This window comes from Bacillus sp. FSL R9-9410 (assembly GCF_038050385.1).
Lineage (GTDB): Bacteria > Bacillota > Bacilli > Bacillales > Bacillaceae_G > Bacillus_A > Bacillus_A cereus_U.
The window spans coordinates 454,107-471,581 of the sequence record NZ_JBBOTV010000003.1 but is presented as its reverse complement, the minus strand read 5'-3'; the positions used below and the strand labels follow the sequence as shown (position 1 = coordinate 471,581).

Here is a 17,475-nt window from a genome sequence, read left to right as displayed (position 1 = left end):
ATAATCACTTATTAGTGAGAATGTCCACTACCATGATCTTTCTTTTCCCATCATCTCTTTATTCATTTCCCATTTATGTTCTGCAAGCTCTTTAGAAGAAAGGATTTCCCCAGTATGTTTTTCTACGAAGCTGTCTGCATCTTTCTTTTCTTTAAAAGAAATTACATTATAAGCCATTGGCGTCTTAATTGATTTGTCATATATATATGTAGCTTTATCCACTGCAACCCAATCTTTTGTATTGTAATCTCTTACAAATTTCTCTTGTGTTTTTTCATTTTTATGTTCATCCATCCATTTATACATACAACCAATATCATCAAATTTTAGAGCTTTTCCATTTTCTAAAATAACCTCAGTTGCAAATTGATTATCCATTACTGCCATATTACAAATATCACACTTATCATTTTTTTCATTAATAGCAACCGGTTTGGTTTCTTTGTTACCACATCCTACTATGGCAAATACCATACATAAACAAATAGCAAATAACATATACTTAACTCTCATCAATTTTTCCTCCCTAAAATAAACAATATACTTCCCATTAGTAACATACTTACACTTACAATCAAAATGTTAGACTGAAATGCCATCCCCTCACCTTTTTGCGGAACACCTTTTGGCCTCATGCTAGGCTCTTTATCTAGCAATAAAGATTGATCTGGAATTTTTATGAAACTTTGTAAAATACGCATCCCTGGTGATTGAAAGAACAACTGATATTCTGGAATATCTTGTGTTAACAGAAGAAAATAGGCATCTGCTTTGTATGGAATATTACTAGTACCTGAACCGTCTGCATCTACTTTTAAAGAAGCGTCCCAATAATTATTATAGATATTGTTTTCCCTGCTTTGTGTAGCTTGCGATTCATTAACATTCCCCATCATTACATTTTGAGTAAATTCATTTGCACTGGCATCTTTAAATTGTAAACCGATAAAATTATTAGAAATTGAGTTACCCATAATAGTATTGTGATCTGCCTTTTCTACATAAACCCCTACTCTATTATTAGCAATTTCATTTTGTAAAACTTTTGTTTTTGTCGCATCATATAGTAATAAGCCTTGTGCATGAACATTACTTTTATTGTAAATAAAGCGATTTCCTACTACAGATGTTTCCTTTGTTCCCATAATCATAGCACCTGTTGTATTTTCTTTTGATATATTTTTTTCAACAACTGTCCTATCAGAATACATAAGATGAATGCCATAACGAGACTGCCAGATTGTATTTTCCTTTATTGTATTATTGTCGCTTTGTTCCAAATAAATACCATCACGGGCATTTTGGATTTTGATGTTCTCAATAAGATTGCGATTGGATTGCCATAAATCAATTCCATTAGCCCGTCTTTGTCCAACAATCATACTATTCTCAATCTTTATATCCCTAGCATTTGCTAACTTAATCCCTATATATGACGTATGAACTTCCAATCCACTGATGTAGTGCTTATCTCCCTCTACAAATATTGCTGGCTGATCAGTATTATCATTACATTGTTCTATTTTCAAATCTTTAAGGATAATGTTTTCCTTATTTATTGTAATGACAGGATCTTTACCACAAGAGATTATTTTAGTATTTTTATCTCCTTGTATTGTAAGCGGTTTCGATATTTTAATTGTTTCATTATAAGCTCTATTCTCTAATGTAATTGTTTCATATGGGGAAGCCGCGTCAATTTTTGATTGTAATGTAGACTCCGCATGAATACTTACTCCTGGAAAACAAAAAACTAAAAATAACAGAAGAGGAGAACAAATCTTCTTCATATACAGTTCCCTTCTCTCAAAGCTATTAGTTATCACTATAGAAGAGAATACCATTAATTTGTGTGAAATTTGTGAAAAATAAACGTAGTTTTTGTGATACATATAAGATTATACCTGAAGGTAAAAGAGTTACTACACTTCATTAGAACATGATTTTTAAACAAATAAGTTTGTTTAAAGAAGCCAATACCTACAACTCATTTATTCGCAATTATACATACGATATTTATATAAACCCAGTCAAGAAATTACTACAAGTAGTTATTGAATTACGTACAAAAGAAAAGTTTGTTAAGGCAGCCGTATAAGAGTTATGAACATTATTTTTTATTTGCGTATGTACCACCTTTTTATAGTAACCATGTTTTACTACTTGCCTAACATCATCTACTTCAATTTTCATTATTTGTGAAACATCTACAACAATTGTATTCTGCAGAACACTCACTACAAATCCCGTTAATTGCAAGTTAGGATTTTTACGATATGAAAATTGAACGTAATCCCCAATTGCTGCCTTTTTGTTATGCTCCATTTGGTACCCCCTAAATTATCATTAATTATTCAATAGGTTTCCCCTTTTTTGCTTCTTCATACTGGTTGGCAAGTTTATAAAAGAACACGTAATCCTATTTTTCATAGCCTCTACTGCAGTAATTATACCGATAAGACTTCAATCTTAAATAAAATAAATACTTAATTATTTTATGGATTTTGTATAGCACTTTTATATTAAAATGAAAGTAAATTAACATTCAAAAATTCACTTTCAAATATTATATTATTACTGGCTAAGTAGTTTAGACCTTCTTGTCCTATGTTCAAAAGGTTTAGACTTTCATGTCCAGTTATTGAGACATGAAAGTACCTACAAAATTTATGATAATGGCTATTTAACAACGATTGTTCATGAAATTTTAGTTTAGACTTTTATGTCTTTCTACACTATCTCAGATGTACAAGGACATGAAGCTCCAAACTATTTAGACAAGAAAGTCTAAACTAAGATTTTATAGATTTACAGAACTAACCCCGTTTAATCTTGTGTAAGATGCTCCCATTCTTATCTAATGACTTATACCATTATTCTTTTTAATTCGTTCATATAAATATAATGATTCAAATGAATTACGGGAATTACATTATCTTGAAGGGAAACTTTTCCTCAACAATTCATATATGATTCAAAAGGTCTATGTATTTATGAAGTCCTTCAAAATGTTATCTCGAACCTTTCGACACATTGATTTTTATAGAAATATAACCACTTCAAAAGGCGTACTTTTCAGCATTAATTCGGGTTTCTTGTTTTGAGATGGCGTGCATAGGAATTAGTTGGCTGATCTAAAAATAATCCAACTAAAAGCGCAACTAAATAATGCATAAAATGACAATTATTCATCTTTATCCCTTTTGTATTATAGCACATTTAAATCAAGCCATGTTTTTAATGTGCTGTATATTTAAAATTATCAAATATTAATTTAAAAATATTACTATATATGTTAGAATGTAGTCTGCGATATCTGTTTTTATAGTAAATTTTTATATTAAATATCTATCAATATTAGGTATTAGAAACGGTGCCACAATTATGTAATAAATATGTATAACTAAATCATTTTTATTAAGGAGGTATATAATGTTAAAAAATAGTGAGGAGAAATTCATAAAGTTCCAGGTGCCAGATATTATATTTACTGTTTTAATTGTATTATCCGCTCTTATAACTTTTAGAATTAGCCAATATTTGTACATAACCTATTTATTATTAGGGACTATGTTTATATTTAGAGGTATAAGGGACTTTAAGTTAAATAAATCCTGGGTATTGGCTAGCATTGAGTTGATACTAGGTCTTGCTTTAAGCATATATATACTAATTAATAATTTAATTTTCTGAATCTATGCTTGAATTTATTGACTTATAAAGTTATGTTATTATCAACTGCACCAATTTCTTCATCTGCAGCAAGTCAATCCACCAACTACCGAGATCTTCAAAAATATGCAGTGCAATAGAAAATGGAAATTTTAAAACCCCAGGAACAACACAATTTAAAACTATTAAAGTTCAAGAGAATGAAAAAAACAGCTCAAATTTAAAACATTGAGCTGTTTTTTTTATTTTTATTGTTTTTTGTAGGTAAATTGTAAAAGTGCTTGACCTGCTTCCTCTAAATAATCCACCACTATTTTATGTTGATCTGCGGTTATAGGAACTATTACGGTTCTTACATCTCCTCCACTCGGAACCCATGAATCTAAAATTCTTTTATCGTCTATATACAGACGAACTCCGTCATCTGCTTTTGCTTGGAAATGATAATTCCCTTGTTCAAATGTATTTATTTAAGTGAAACGTGTGCGTTCTATGTTGGGATTTAAGTCGTATAAAACAGCAACTTCTATATTAAGTGGTGTGGAAGCCATGCATATAATAAAAAAGGGACAAATTGATTTACAGAATCAATTTGTCCAAAATCAGAAAGAGTGCATCCATCGAGTGTTTGGACTTATAGCATAAATTACAATTCCGTTAGGAATCTACTATCATCCATCTTCTTCATATTTGCACCAGAACCATATTTTTTATGCTTGCCATTTTTTAATTCTTGGTTAATCTTTTGACAAATAATCTCTACAACAATCATAATTAATGTTCTTAAAAATATTAATTATTAAGATCCTACATTAATATTATAGTTTAAACTCCACTTATGATGTCCATTTGCATTACTTAAATCAATAGTTGCACTCGGCCCGAATTTAAATGAATAATTAGGTTGCCCCCAACCATGTACGAAACCAGAGCTGATATTAATTTTTGAATCTTTATATTGGATAGGTATGGAAATTTTTTGAGAAGTGTAAACACCTCTGGCAGTAGAATTATTTATTTCTGGTATTTTCCATTGGGTTCCATATATACTTGATCGATCCGCTTTTAAAGTTTGCTCAAATTCATCACCAGCAAACCAAGATTGACGAGCTGAATCCGTATTATCTAAAGCTTTGGCTTTATCTCCCCACGCAATTCCAAGTGTATCATTCCCTCGAATACGGGGCATTTCGTTCCAAAATTGACTTGAAAATACCTGATAAACGTAATTAGAACCTTGTTCCCCCTGATATATGGCCATTAAATTAAAAGTTTGGCCTTGGTCCGTCACCATTGAAGGTGGATCCATATATTGGATAGCATTACTCTTTTTAAAATTTCTATTTAAAATTTCATTTATATCTTCTGTCTCTATGTTTTTTATTGATTCTTTATTATGATCACCAATAATATATTTATTTCCTTTTAAATTTGTATATTCATGCTCTTTTTTTAAAAATTCTAAAGAGGCCTTTTTCCCTCCCGCTTTTGCTATGTCCTTTTTTAACTGGCCGTTCATTTTTGAAATCTCATCTTGTGAGAATCCCATCTCATTTAAAATATGATCAATTTGCTCAACTTTCAAATTTTCTAAAGATTCTACCCCTTTAATTCTACCATCGTGAGTTTTTACAATTTCGAATTTCTCATTTGAATTAGGTAAATTAACTTCTGCAGATGCAGGATTGGTGAAAACTAAACCTATCCCTATTCCCATTACCATCATAGAACTTAATGTTTTTTTCATAAGTTTCCCTCCTGATATATAGCCTCAAAATTATTATAAAGAAATAGACATCATCTTAAGTGTTTTAAATTAACTTTAAGATATTTGGATAAAGACTCTTAAATCATCGCAAACTATTTAGGCGTGAAAATCATTAATTAATTTTAGACGGTAATAAACACAGCCTCCATAATTAAAGATGAAAGCCGTGTTTATACTAGTAAAAAAAGAAACTTGGATTATATTAACTATTTGGTAAAGCGATTTTATAAACAGAACCTGTCATTTCTCCTCCAAGCTGTTGGTTTCTTGCTTCATCTTTATATAAACGTGTAATAGTAAATTGCAACCAATTTGTAGTTAAAGGATTTGCTTCATATAATTCATATTCATAGTAATAAATATCAAGTAAACCTGCCTTTGTGCCTCCCATAGCAAGTATTATGGCTGCAACTGGACATTTGGTTACAGCAGAAATACCCGCAGCTGTTACTGCTACAGAGTCTCTTAATGGTCTTGTACTGCCATACAATTTACCCATATATGTAAACTCCTGCCCTCCTCGATTATACTGAGGACCCTTGTCCAATCCATTAAGTGTACGGGGTTGTCCTTGTAACATACTATTCATATTCAAGTCTTCGATTAATTCACCATCGATAGTTAATTCGTTAGTCATTTTATTAAACTTAACAATACTATCCTTTCCGTTTTCCTGAACTTTAATAGTTCTAAATTCTGTTGTTTCTAACACATTAAAATTCACATTTCCTATTGTACTTTCTTGGATTATGTTTTCTTGAATATCTTGGTAGTTGGTAGATTGAATTGCTGCCGAAGAAGAAATAGGTGCAGCCGATAATAACATGATAGCCGCTAACGAACTAGTTACAATTTTTTTATTCATAATACCCTCCGATTGTTCTGTATTTTTACACTAAACATATTATTCAGTGTATTCGATGTAAATTATATACACATGAACTAAAAATTGTAAATATATTTTTGAAAATTAAATTATTTACGACTACATATACACTCAAAACAAAACAAAACCAAATAATAATTAACTAGTAATTACTAGAAAAGGCTTCTTTAACTTCAAGTCTCTTATTCCTCTATACCCAAACATGATGTCTAGTAAAAAATAAGTTATATGCAAATATTCACTAAATCAACAAGTTAACAAGAGCTGATAATAAAATAAGAACCACAAATATAATGTCTTAAATTTTGTATACATCAATTTTTTCATCTCTAGTTTTAAACATACGTATAACTTCTAGAATAAAAAAATTAATTAATTTAGATTTAATTATCACATAGCAATATCAAGACGATTAACTTCTAACTTTTTGATCATCTATTAAATTAGCAATATATGAAATCCCCTTTTAAAACTCTAAAACTTTCTAAAATTTTACAAATTTCGAAATAAAATATGTAAATATTTAGAAAAGTATGCTATGTTATAAACATTGTTGCTTTATGGAAAAAATACACAGGAGGAATTTGAATGAAAATAAAGTACTTATTATCATCTGTGGCTGCAATTTTTATAAGTTTATCTCTAAACCAACTTAGCAATACGTACGCTGCAGAAACAGATACCCACACCATTTCGAAACAAGAAGCACAAAGTAAAGCTGAAAAATATCTTAAAGGAGTGAGTAAACAACCCAACTCAAAGTGGCAAGATACTCATTTTAGTGAAAGTAAAACACTGTACGATCTAGAAGGACATGTTACTGGATACTTATTTCAAGTACAAAAAAATAATGAAGATCTCGGTTACATCATTACGGATAGTAAGAACGATAGTTCTTCTATCTTAGAATCTACTAGAGAAGGTTCTAATCCTTACAAAAATATTGAAGAAGGAAAAGCTATATATACTGGACCACTTTATCATCTAAAAAAAGAAAAAGACAAGGTAATCAATATCCATACTGATCAAGCCATAGATATAGATCAGGCGAAAAGTATGCAAATAGATAAAGAAAAACAACATCAACTTCAACCTCACACATACAATGCACCCCAGATGAAATTAAACTCACAAGAACCGGATTATAAAGAACACAATATTAGTAATGTGCCTGATTACACCTGGTATCATGGCTGTTCTCCAACAGCAATTGCAAACCTAGTGGCTTATTGGGGACAAAATGGATACAATAATTTATTTCGAAGTAATGAAAATTCTAATCAATTAATTGATAATTTAGGAGCCGCAATGGGTACAGATTCAGCTGGTGGCACTTTTGAATCTAGAATGAAGCCAGGGCTTGAACAGTATTTTCAGAGTCGCGGGTATAATCCTGTAATTGGGTATGATGAGAAACCTACTTATGAAAAATACATAAAAGAAATTGATTCGGATAGACCGATAATAATAAACACCCTTGCGGAACCTTATTATGGGAATCATACAATGACTGGAATCGGTTATATGCAACTATATCTTCCTGAATCAAATGAAAACTTTCGTGACATAGTAGTGCACGATACATGGAGTGATTCACCAACAGATGCATATGTAAATTATGATAAATCTGCAAAATATTTTACTAGTTATATTACTGTTACACCATTTTCTTTACTTGATGTTCCTAAAAATCATTGGGCTTATAACGAAATTACTTATATGATTCAGAAGAAATTTATGAGTGGGTATGGAAATGGTTATTTTGGTCCAACTGATAATATTACGAGAGAACAATTAGCAGCTGTTCTGTATAGATATCTAGAACCACAAGATACAACTAATAATCCGTTTACTGACATAAATGATAATCCTTTTAAAAAGGAGATTTTAGCATTAACAAAGATGGGGATATTTAGTGTAAATCCAGAAAAAAAATTCAACCCCAAAAATACAACAACAAGAGCTGAAATAGCATCTGTATTAACAAAATCATTTGATTTGGAAGTAAAGGCTCCCTACGAATTTGATGATATGAAAGGGCATTGGGCAAATGAATATGTAAAGGCTCTTTATAGTAACGGGATAGCTAGTGGTACAGGTGGTAAAAATTTTAGTCCTTACGCTTCTGTCACAAGAGAACAAATGGCTATGTTTTTATATAGAGCAATCAACCTAAATCCTAATTTTATGCCAAATCCTATTTAAGCTTAAATAGAAGAAATTCAGTATTTGCAATGAAATGAAAGTAAACTAATAGGTAAAAGTTTACTTTCATCTTTTTTATTATTACTGGCTAAGTAGTTTAGAGTTTCTTGTCCTATGTTCAAAAGGTTCAGACTTTCATGTCCCGTTATTGAGACATGAAAGTCCCTACAAAATTTATGATAATGACTATTTATCAACGATTGTTCATGAGATTTTAGTTTAGACTTTTATGTCGTTGTACATCAGATGTAAAAAGATATGAAACTGGATACTTTTCAGACAAGAAAATGGGTACTTTTCACACTATAAAGTAAGCTCATTCTTTCATTTTTAAAAGACCTAAATTCTATAACATACACTTTAAAGCCTTTAATACGTAGAACAAGGACTATAATTATAGAAATTATACTATAACGTTTTTATGTTTTTATAAAATAAAAAATAGGTGAATTGTAATCCGTGTTTGGGTATACATCCACCTATTTTTTTAATTTAATTAGCATGACCTAGTATTTGTATGATTTTATCAGCTTTGGAGTTTTGAATATGATAGTAAATCTCTAACCCTTTTCTTTCAGCTTTCAGTGCTTTCCCTTTCATTTTGGATAAATGTTGCGATACTGTTGATTGTGGAATATCCAAAATATTAGTTAATTGTGTTACATTTAATTTCTTGCTCTTAGCCAATTCACTAACAATTTGTAGACGTATTGGATGAGCCATAACTTTTAATAGTTCAACGTTTTCTTCAGAAACTAAACCTTGTACATTATCATTATTAAATTTGTTCATAATACAACCTCGCATTCAATTTATATTTTATTCGAATTTTCAATGTATATTCCTAATATTATTATATTAAAATTCTTTGTGCGTTTAACTATAAATTAATTATATAATTCCAACTTGTGCTATGTGCGGAGTTAATATGTGTTTGTCGTGAAGTTTTTTAGATGTGTTTAGTAATTAAAAAAGCTACAAAGAAATTTTATCTCTTTGTAGCTTTGAATTAATGAATTATGCAGTATAAAAATACTAGTGCCATCAATATACCCATTTTTAAAGTAAAGATAAGTGAATCCGATTTTATGATTTTAAAAATGAATGTCGTCTGTTATACCCCTATAACGTGGACTGATCAGAGCATGCTCTGACATTATTATTATACTAGTGTATATAATTGAAATCAAAATTATAGTAATAGGTAGATTTCCCCTACTTCCCTTCACTTTTAATACCTTTAATATCATAAAAATAATATCTAAAAATATATAGTTTTACAGTTTTAATTATTATATACTTATACAAGTAATTTAGCCCTTTTTAAGAGTTAAAATTACGTTATATATAAGGAGTGGTTTGAATGAAGAACAAATTTACACGTATGATCATGTTAATGGTGGTAATGGCCTTATCAGTTACAGCACTTGCGGCATGTGGAGATAATCGTGATCCTGAAGAAGTTGCTACAGCATATTTTGAAGATGCAAAAGACGGAAATGCAAAAGATTTTGGAGAGTTATTTACTCCAGAAGCAAAAAAGATAGTTGGTTTTATTGGCGGAAATGCAGAATTAATGAAATCAATTAATGAAGATCTTAAAAGCTATAAGATTAGAAAAGTTGAAAAGAAAAACGAAATTGCTACAGTAACTGTTGATGCTGTGTATAAAAAAGATTCTAAAAACGATTATAAAAAAGTAATCGTAATTGAATTAGAGAAAACTGACGAAGGTTGGAAAATTAGTAAATCATAAAAAAACGGTCTAGAATTCTAGGCCGTTTTTTAGTTCCCTCAATCTTCTTCTTCGAAATCACGTAGACTTGCAAGCAATTCTGTAAATGTTGAGCAAACAGGATATAATGCTTCCTCTATGTTTTCCTCCTCATGCTCCCAAAATACTACTGTTGGTGATTCGGGATTGCTACGGTAATCAAAACACAGATGATTCCCAAATGAATCCTTACCAAAGGGATATACTTTATTTGCTAATCTATCTTTTATATCATCATAAACTTGAATGATTGAATTTCTACTTTCTAAATCAAAAGTTAAAAGTTTACTAAATACATTCTCATCCTGTCCAGGTACATCGAATATTTTTGGTCTTGGATAACCACTATCATATTTTTTTACACATTCTACAAAATCCATAGGGAATTTAATATTGAAATATTGTTCTACTTTCTGAATGTTTTCATCTGTAATTTCTTTTTTATTTACTCCAATCCAAGTAACGTTGCTCATATATACTCCTCCTTACTTATCGCTGTCTTTTCCCCAAATTTTATATCCACCAGTGTGACCTGTTTTCCTATGTGTTTCATAATCAACAAGTTGCATTCGTCCTGCTTCTTGATAATGATGCCATGTATAATTTTCTGGTACCTCGCCTAGCTTAAATAACTCTATTTCTTCTTCTGTGAATTTTGCAGCTAACTTAGGGTCTTTCATTATTTGTTCGTATAATGCTTTACTACATATTCTATCATGTGTTGGTCTAGATTTTTTAAAATCAGCTTCTTTTAATTTAACTTCAGAAACGGGTTTAAAAATAGGGAAACCATCTAAATCATACGGAATGCCTGTAACTGGATGTTTATTTCCCGCTAACTCACCCAATCTTAATCTTATTGTTTTCGGACCATTTGGACCCTCATAAGTATATGGAGCTGCTTTCCGCAAGTACTGTTGAATACTTCCGACTCCCGCATATGAAAGATGATTTCCAGCTTTGAATTCATAGTTGTTTAATATATGTAATGCATTTCTGTATGCCGGAGAATTAATTACAAGTGATTTTCCTTTAGTAAAACCTGTAATAGCAGCTACCTTCCCAACTTGTCCTGCTTTACTAAAACCCTTATCACCCAGAAGTCCGAGTCCTAACGTTGCTATACCATAAGCTACATAATGCTCTCTACTTTCCATATCTCCATTCCAAAGATTGTTTACAAATGAATCTGATAGAGCATTCAATGCAGCAGGAATAGTTTCCTCATAGTTTACAATCGCATCTCGCATATTCAGCCAGGTTTCTTTATCACCTAAGGATATCAGTCCTTCCCACGCATCCACTGCACCATCTATAAAACCGGTAGAAATACCAGTCCATGCAGCATTTAAATCCTTTGTATTCAAAAATGACTCTTCTGATTTTGGAGGAAGTTTTCCACACATGGCTCCTTCTTGAATATCAGAGTCAACTAAATTTCCGCCATACAACTCATCGGCTTCTCTGAACTTAACAGCTGCACGTTCTAATTCTACTGCAATTTTCTCTAATTCTTGTAAAACATTAAACATCATTGACTTCGTGTCATTAAACATATAATAGAATCGATCACTCGTTGCACCACTCCACTGAGAGGCTATGTATTCTGTTTGGTTATATAAATCTTTATGTATATACTCTAGCGCTGATCTCGCATCTCTTACGGTTCTTGCCGATTGTTCTAATTGTTCCGGTGTTACCTTAATTTGTGTGCTCATTCCATCCCTTCTTTGCAGATATATTATGAAAATTATAACATATCTAATATCAATACTAGTTTATCTTTTAAATATTGCTGTGGCTTTATAAAAAAGATTGATAATTTGTAATAAAGTTCGATAATTTTAAAAAAAGTTTGATAAAAATAGTTTAAATGCGATGTATGTTCCTATTTCATTTTGTCTAGACTATGAAAAAATTGTACTTTTCCAAATCAAAAGTAAAAACTTAAGCGTCAAATATTCCCCACCAAAAATTTGTAAATAACCTATGAGATAATCTCCTTACATATTACGTGTGGAGTTTTTTATATGAAAAGACACCTATTAATCTTTTGTAACAAAACAGATTTTTGACTGTTTTAATTTTATCAATTTATGTTCGAATATTTAAACAATAAATTTTTATACTTTTTTTGTATAAATTTTTGCATTATATATATATATATCAATTGTAAAATTGTTGCATTTTTGTAAATGGCGAATTATTATGCGGAAAATGAATATTTTGTATTTTTTTGTCTATAATTATATGTTGAACTCTTTATATACAAAATATACAATTTAAATTGATAAGAGAGAACTCTACAATAATATTGAAGGGGATGTTTAATATGAGAAAAATGAAAAGAATTAAAGGGGCAGCTTTAGCTTGTGCAATCGGTTTAAGTTCATTTAGTTTTATTAACGTAACAAGCGCTAGTGCGGCAGAAAACACCTATGCCACATCAAATAAAACAGCTAAGGGTCTTGCAGTCTGTAACGCACAATATGAAAATACTAAAGTACGAACTGAAGCAAGTACGAGTTCAAAAATAGCGTATAATGTTGCTAATGGAACTAGATTTACTGGTGAATGGGTAAAAGGACAAACTGTCAATGGAACTAATCAATGGTTAAAATTTTACGACTCAAACTGGAAAACCCATTTATACGTTTCAAAATCAGTATGTAACTAAGTACAAAATATAAGAAAAGGCACTTCATCAAGTTCCCCCAATAATTTTTTGGGGGTCTTCGTATATGCTTTAAATGGAAGTATGATCAGCTTGTTTATTGACCAAAAAATAAAAATATGGTATGTTTACTGTAGATTAGATATATATTGAGTGCATACTCAATATATATAAAGTATAGTACTTAACTGAATTGCATAAACTAAAAAAGACGAGATGCTGTAACATCCCGTCTGCTATGTAACTGCTGCTGTAAGGTGGTTGGTTGCAAATTTTTAGTTATTTTCTTTTTGAACCACCTTTTGTCTTGCCTGACGCGGTGGTTCTTTTACGTTTATTATTACTTTTAACCAACCTATTTGCATAAGCGGTTGCATAAGTTGTTACGAATACTGTTATGAATAGCTTCGTAGCATCTTGTAATAATTGAAGTAAAAAATCCATATCGGTTACACCTCCTTCCCCTCTTATATTAAGAGAAAGAAAGGGCGCAACCTCCCACCACACGTCTTCAGTTACTAACTATATTATACCATAATCCCTATAGTATTAGGATATTATCAAAGTAACACTTTTAATTTTGACAGTAGCTTTGTAGAATAACCTTTAATAAATCAATTAAATTATATATACCATTAAATAGTTTTTAATTTTAGTAAAATAATAGAAAGGAATATATATCATGAAATTCGAAAAAATGAAACTGCTATTGAAAACATACAGGTTATTAATTTTAAAAAGATACTATATTCTTCAATTTAAAAGAGAAAAACAAGATAAGTATGAACGTATATCCCCTGCACTTGTAATATCTAAAGAAAAGAAGATCTATATGAAATTTAAGCCTGATGCTTTAGCTGAGTTTCATAAGGATATAAACCTCGTAAAAGATGGAAAAATAGCAAACGACCTTGTTCAATTATTTTTATATGAACTAGATTTAGAGAAGATAAAAGTTAATAAAACTAGATACACAGATTATTCCATGCAAGTAAGTCGAATAGTGCTATTAAAGGTAATTAGGGTATTAAGAAAGGAAATGAAGATTCAATATATTGATTCGAAGACATATGGTCGTATGTCCCTAGAACAATTAGAGCATCTAAAGGAAAAAGTTAATAACAGCCATTTAGATGTACTTATAATAGAAAAACAAGTGAAAATAAAGAGACAAATAAAAGCAAGATTACGCTTAATACCACTAGATAAACTCCAAACTCTACATGAACAATTAAAAAGTGGTAAAGCTGAAGAGAAAAAGAAAGCAGCAAATATTATTAATAGAACCCATAAAAAAGTGGAAGTGGCAACAACAAGTATATACATGTAAAAATGATATTAAAGTAAAAAAGAACTAAGGTGTATACATAATTATGATACCTGAGTTCTTTTTAATATGTTGTTTCTTAAGGTGTATGCTGATGCTATACATCAATTAGTTTACTATAATTATATTATGACAAATTATTTCTTGGATCATGATATACATTTAAGAAATACATATTATGGTCCTCTTTCGAACAGACAAACTTAATTAAGTCATTTTTATGTTCCAAGATTTATTTTTGGGATTTTTACGATATGGCCTTGTATGTATAAGGGAAATGAAATTTTTATAGGCTATAACTAAAAAAAGGCTTTTCAGATTTGTATTTAAGAGAGATAAACGGACAAGTTAATGTGTTTGTATGCATTTTGATAAAACGCGTCATATAATCCTTTTAAATGCCTCAAAATAAAAACGCATAATTTAAAGAAAAAACCACATGAAAATATGCAGTTTTTAAAGTAACTATTATTCTATTTCTGATTTCACTTCTTTATGGATAATGTCTTCTAAAAATTTCTTGTATCCCTTGTACCCTTTTTTGCCTGCTTTCTTCTTAGCGGCTTCTACCACCTCTGCATTCAAATATAAACTTACATGTTCTTTGTTATCTGTTAGTTTTATTGCGTCATTTTTATGTTGTAGAACACCACAGATTAAACAGCTATTGAGGACCCTAAACATATAGGATTCATAAGGAATAGTGCCTAGCTTACATTTCATAAAGTACCCCTCATTTTTCTTAGAAACAAGGACATTTGACATACCTAAATGCGAGATTACATACAACATCACATCATATGCCGTATACAAAGGGAATAAGAAAGATAGATCACCTGGTCGCGTAATCTTCTTTTTTTGAATAGCGTCCTCAGAGAAATGATTCGACATTACCTCTTCCGGAATAGTAATCTGCTCTTTATGTGAGTTAATACCGAGTCGTTTTTCAGCATCAATCACTCTTGCTTCCTGGTCGTTAAATTCAACCATATCAAATAAAAGAAGATTCTTGGAATGTAACTGTAAATGGTTATATAATCTTTTATTTACCATTCCTACCTCATTCATTTTTCTTTTAAACTCTTCTAAATCTTTAAGGTGATATAGTCTTTCAGTTGTTTTACCTTTTGCTACTTCTTTAAATGGCAAGGAACCTTCTTTCGCAGCATTATGTACGTAAGTTCTGGATTTTTGTAAATATGCAGCTGCATCTTTTAGAGATAAGTAGTCCTTATATTCCTCCGCAAGTTGTTGCGCATCTTCCTGTTCAAAGCGATATCCCCCGTCAGCTTTCCAGGTATCTCGATTGATAGGTTCAATTTTCTTGTACTTAATTAGGTATCTCAATTGATTCCTACTTAAGTTTGCTTGTTCGCATACTTCTTCAAATGTCTTATAACCCAAATTAACACCTCATTTTCACGTGCTGTCTACCTTCGTTTGATTCCTTCTTCGCAATTCATATTTCGTTATACCTAGTTCCTCTACGATTAATTCTATAGGATATTCTTTATACTGCAAATACTCATAAGGATTATCAAGGTATAATTCCCTTACTTTATTAAAAGTATGCTGCTGTGATAAGGATTCTAATTTGTTGCCCCATGCCCGAATTGCATCATTTACGGGACAACCTACACATTGTATATTATTTCTTTGCTTTCTGCATCCACCTTTTCTTTTTTTATTAATATTTTCATTGAGTAGCGGACAATTCATACAGTATGTTGATTCAAGATAGGAAATTTCGTTAATAATTGCTTTTCGCTTATATTTCATAAGTGGCCCTCCTTTACTTTAAATTCAGAAAGTGCAATTAATATAAAATAGTTAAATAAACCATTTAACCAATAAGGTAATTATAATAAATAGTAAATGAATAGTAAAATAATTAATTTAACAATATAACTACATACCACAATAAATAACCTGTTTATTGTGGTATAATAAGAATCATAAAAATTTATATAAAATATAAGTGTGTCATTTCATTCTATTAAAGGGTGTGTTTAGATTTGAATATTATAAATTACGAACATAATAATCAACTTGTAAAATCCAAATCTGATTTTTTTGATAGCAGTCATTTTGAAAAAATTATGGGTATGGGTATCCGCAATATTGACTACTCCCAATTGAGTGAAGAATCTTTGGTTTACTTATTTTTACATGATGAACCTTCTTTAACGAAAAAAAGAAGTGACCGTACAAAAAAGATTTATCTGCATGATCTTTCTCATTTTCTACGCTACATAAAAGAAAAAACAGGAACCATTCAGGAGTTATCTCATAATGAGATGGAAATCTACTTCTATGAACTAAGTAAGAAGTATGCTGCCACTACATTACGTCGAAAGAAAACGGTAGTCCAGCAGTTTCTAAAGTACGTTTATGATAACAATGGTCTCTCAGATGACTATAGTAGTCGTCTCAAAAAAGTATCTGTAAAAAAAGAAGAGCTGGTCAACCGTGACCTCTTTCCTGAAGAAGTGAATGAAATTCTAGATACACTCAAGAAAACAAATTTCTTTATGTATTCCTTGTTTTTCCTTCTTACGACTACTGGACTCCGGATTGAAGAAGTTGCAAATGCAAAATGGGCAGACCTTGTATTCCATGCCTCTTTAAATGCTTATCTCTTACGTGTAGTTGGAAAAGGAAATAAAACTAGAGAAGTTCGTATCTTTGAAGATGTACTCGACGATATCTGTCGCCTTCGTCAATTGCGTAAACAAACAAGTGAATTGGATGTCTCAAGTACATCTGCTTTTCTACCCAAAGCAGATGGCTCACACTATCGAGCAGACTACTTATCAAAATACGTGGCAGAAAAAATTGTAGAAACCAATTTACCGTTTCTACGCCACCGAAAAGATAGAATTACACCCCATACCTGTAGACATTTCTTTGCGAATTATTTAATGGGCAAAGGTGTTGAACTTAAGAAAATACGTGACTACTTAGGGCATGAATCTATTATGACGACAGAACGTTATTTAAGAGAGCGTACAAGGCGTCAAAATCTGGCTACAATAGATATTGGGGATTCATTGTTTTAGCATCTATATAATAGGAAGATTCTCGATTTATCTTATCGATATCTTCCTATTTTTTTGCTGGTTCTGGTGCAAATATATGAAGAAGAATATGGATGATAGTAGATTCCTGA

Annotated in this window: 14 protein-coding genes and 4 pseudogenes; 6 read left to right on the top strand and 12 right to left on the bottom strand. The window is 30.7% G+C overall.

Annotated elements, in window-relative coordinates; genetic code table 11:
- Positions 1-11 precede the first annotated feature (11 nt).
- The 4 genes and pseudogenes from MKX77_RS29085 to MKX77_RS29070 all read right to left on the bottom strand — a co-directional run bounded on the left by MKX77_RS29085 (position 12) and on the right by MKX77_RS29070 (position 4,142).
- Positions 12-513, bottom strand: a pseudogene (locus tag MKX77_RS29085) (nitrous oxide reductase accessory protein NosL).
- On the bottom strand, positions 513-1,790 hold the full coding sequence (locus MKX77_RS29080; protein ID WP_341308554.1) for a right-handed parallel beta-helix repeat-containing protein: 1,278 nt from the start codon (positions 1,788-1,790) through the stop codon (positions 513-515). The pseudogene MKX77_RS29085 and the gene MKX77_RS29080 overlap by 1 nt, the downstream one beginning before the upstream one ends.
- Positions 1,791-2,106: 316 nt before the next feature.
- Positions 2,107-2,325: pseudogene (locus MKX77_RS29075) on the bottom strand (DUF2187 family protein); the annotation flags it as partial.
- Positions 2,326-3,920: 1,595 nt separating this feature from the next.
- Complete coding sequence (locus tag MKX77_RS29070; protein WP_341308570.1) at positions 3,921-4,142, bottom strand: PA14 domain-containing protein; 222 nt, start codon at positions 4,140-4,142, stop codon at positions 3,921-3,923.
- A 7-nt stretch (positions 4,143-4,149) separates the two neighbouring features.
- Between MKX77_RS29070 and MKX77_RS29065 the strand changes: the two are divergent.
- Positions 4,150-4,317, top strand: a pseudogene (locus tag MKX77_RS29065) (IS6 family transposase); the annotation flags it as partial.
- Between the two features lie 154 nt (positions 4,318-4,471).
- On the opposite strand, the gene MKX77_RS29060 reads toward MKX77_RS29065, so the two are convergent.
- Both MKX77_RS29060 and MKX77_RS29055 read right to left on the bottom strand, forming a co-directional pair.
- Complete coding sequence (locus tag MKX77_RS29060) at positions 4,472-5,419, bottom strand: hypothetical protein (RefSeq protein WP_341308553.1); 948 nt, start codon at positions 5,417-5,419, stop codon at positions 4,472-4,474.
- A 223-nt stretch (positions 5,420-5,642) separates the two neighbouring features.
- Positions 5,643-6,305: a hypothetical protein gene (locus tag MKX77_RS29055; RefSeq protein WP_341308552.1), complete on the bottom strand. Its 663-nt coding sequence runs from the start codon at positions 6,303-6,305 to the stop codon at positions 5,643-5,645.
- A 609-nt stretch (positions 6,306-6,914) separates the two neighbouring features.
- Between MKX77_RS29055 and MKX77_RS29050 the strand changes: the two genes are divergently transcribed.
- The gene (locus MKX77_RS29050; protein ID WP_341308551.1) at positions 6,915-8,531 is read left to right on the top strand and encodes an S-layer homology domain-containing protein; all 1,617 of its coding nucleotides are present in this window, start codon (positions 6,915-6,917) and stop codon (positions 8,529-8,531) included.
- A gap of 492 nt (positions 8,532-9,023) precedes the next feature.
- On the opposite strand, the gene MKX77_RS29045 is transcribed toward MKX77_RS29050, so the two are convergent.
- Positions 9,024-9,323, bottom strand: a complete 300-nt coding sequence (locus MKX77_RS29045) for an ArsR/SmtB family transcription factor (protein ID WP_002016873.1) — start codon at positions 9,321-9,323, stop codon at positions 9,024-9,026.
- Between the two features lie 571 nt (positions 9,324-9,894).
- Between MKX77_RS29045 and MKX77_RS29040 the strand changes: the two genes are divergently transcribed.
- Positions 9,895-10,287, top strand: coding sequence for a DUF4878 domain-containing protein (locus MKX77_RS29040; protein WP_002139602.1), 393 nt, complete (start codon positions 9,895-9,897; stop codon positions 10,285-10,287).
- Positions 10,288-10,325: 38 nt separating this feature from the next.
- Here the strand turns inward: MKX77_RS29040 and MKX77_RS29035 are convergent, their stop codons facing one another.
- Both MKX77_RS29035 and MKX77_RS29030 read right to left on the bottom strand, forming a co-directional pair.
- Complete coding sequence (locus MKX77_RS29035) at positions 10,326-10,778, bottom strand: SMI1/KNR4 family protein (RefSeq protein WP_002166944.1); 453 nt, start codon at positions 10,776-10,778, stop codon at positions 10,326-10,328.
- A 12-nt stretch (positions 10,779-10,790) separates the two neighbouring features.
- Complete coding sequence (locus MKX77_RS29030; RefSeq protein WP_341308550.1) at positions 10,791-12,023, bottom strand: WXG100 family type VII secretion target; 1,233 nt, start codon at positions 12,021-12,023, stop codon at positions 10,791-10,793.
- A 614-nt stretch (positions 12,024-12,637) separates the two neighbouring features.
- Here MKX77_RS29030 and MKX77_RS29025 point away from each other — a divergent pair.
- The gene (locus tag MKX77_RS29025) at positions 12,638-12,982 is read left to right on the top strand and encodes an SH3 domain-containing protein (protein ID WP_002139605.1); all 345 of its coding nucleotides are present in this window, start codon (positions 12,638-12,640) and stop codon (positions 12,980-12,982) included.
- A 276-nt stretch (positions 12,983-13,258) separates the two neighbouring features.
- Here MKX77_RS29025 and MKX77_RS29020 read toward each other — a convergent pair whose 3' ends face one another.
- On the bottom strand, positions 13,259-13,423 hold the full coding sequence (locus MKX77_RS29020; RefSeq protein WP_002139607.1) for a hypothetical protein: 165 nt from the start codon (positions 13,421-13,423) through the stop codon (positions 13,259-13,261).
- Positions 13,424-13,661: 238 nt separating this feature from the next.
- On the opposite strand from MKX77_RS29020, the gene MKX77_RS29015 reads away from it, so the two are divergent.
- A complete protein-coding gene (locus tag MKX77_RS29015) occupies positions 13,662-14,309 on the top strand; it encodes a hypothetical protein (RefSeq protein WP_341308549.1) in 648 nt (215 codons plus the stop codon).
- Positions 14,310-15,173: 864 nt separating this feature from the next.
- Here MKX77_RS29015 and MKX77_RS29010 read toward each other — a convergent pair.
- Both MKX77_RS29010 and MKX77_RS29005 read right to left on the bottom strand, forming a co-directional pair.
- A pseudogene (locus MKX77_RS29010) lies at positions 15,174-15,710 on the bottom strand (helix-turn-helix domain-containing protein); the annotation flags it as partial.
- A 15-nt stretch (positions 15,711-15,725) separates the two neighbouring features.
- A complete protein-coding gene (locus MKX77_RS29005) occupies positions 15,726-16,085 on the bottom strand; it encodes a zinc-finger domain-containing protein (protein WP_341026750.1) in 360 nt (119 codons plus the stop codon).
- A gap of 236 nt (positions 16,086-16,321) precedes the next feature.
- On the opposite strand from MKX77_RS29005, the gene MKX77_RS29000 reads away from it, so the two are divergent.
- On the top strand, positions 16,322-17,365 hold the full coding sequence (locus MKX77_RS29000) for a tyrosine-type recombinase/integrase (RefSeq protein WP_341308548.1): 1,044 nt from the start codon (positions 16,322-16,324) through the stop codon (positions 17,363-17,365).
- The last annotated feature ends 110 nt before the right edge of the window (positions 17,366-17,475 follow it).

Bases quoted from the DNA above. Each gene is read 5' to 3' on its own strand.
- MKX77_RS29040 (WP_002139602.1), top strand. From the start codon at position 9,895: ATGAAGAACAAATTTACACGTATGATCATGTTAATGGTGGTAATGGCC.
- MKX77_RS29060 (WP_341308553.1), bottom strand. From the start codon at position 5,419: ATGAAAAAAACATTAAGTTCTATGATGGTAATGGGAATAGGGATAGGT.
- MKX77_RS29025 (WP_002139605.1), top strand. From the start codon at position 12,638: ATGAGAAAAATGAAAAGAATTAAAGGGGCAGCTTTAGCTTGTGCAATC.
- MKX77_RS29055 (WP_341308552.1), bottom strand. From the start codon at position 6,305: ATGAATAAAAAAATTGTAACTAGTTCGTTAGCGGCTATCATGTTATTA.
- MKX77_RS29080 (WP_341308554.1), bottom strand. From the start codon at position 1,790: ATGAAGAAGATTTGTTCTCCTCTTCTGTTATTTTTAGTTTTTTGTTTT.
- MKX77_RS29015 (WP_341308549.1), top strand. From the start codon at position 13,662: ATGAAATTCGAAAAAATGAAACTGCTATTGAAAACATACAGGTTATTA.
- MKX77_RS29050 (WP_341308551.1), top strand. From the start codon at position 6,915: ATGAAAATAAAGTACTTATTATCATCTGTGGCTGCAATTTTTATAAGT.
- MKX77_RS29005 (WP_341026750.1), bottom strand. From the start codon at position 16,085: ATGAAATATAAGCGAAAAGCAATTATTAACGAAATTTCCTATCTTGAA.
- MKX77_RS29035 (WP_002166944.1), bottom strand. From the start codon at position 10,778: ATGAGCAACGTTACTTGGATTGGAGTAAATAAAAAAGAAATTACAGAT.
- MKX77_RS29030 (WP_341308550.1), bottom strand. From the start codon at position 12,023: ATGAGCACACAAATTAAGGTAACACCGGAACAATTAGAACAATCGGCA.
- MKX77_RS29045 (WP_002016873.1), bottom strand. From the start codon at position 9,323: ATGAACAAATTTAATAATGATAATGTACAAGGTTTAGTTTCTGAAGAA.
- MKX77_RS29020 (WP_002139607.1), bottom strand. From the start codon at position 13,423: ATGGATTTTTTACTTCAATTATTACAAGATGCTACGAAGCTATTCATA.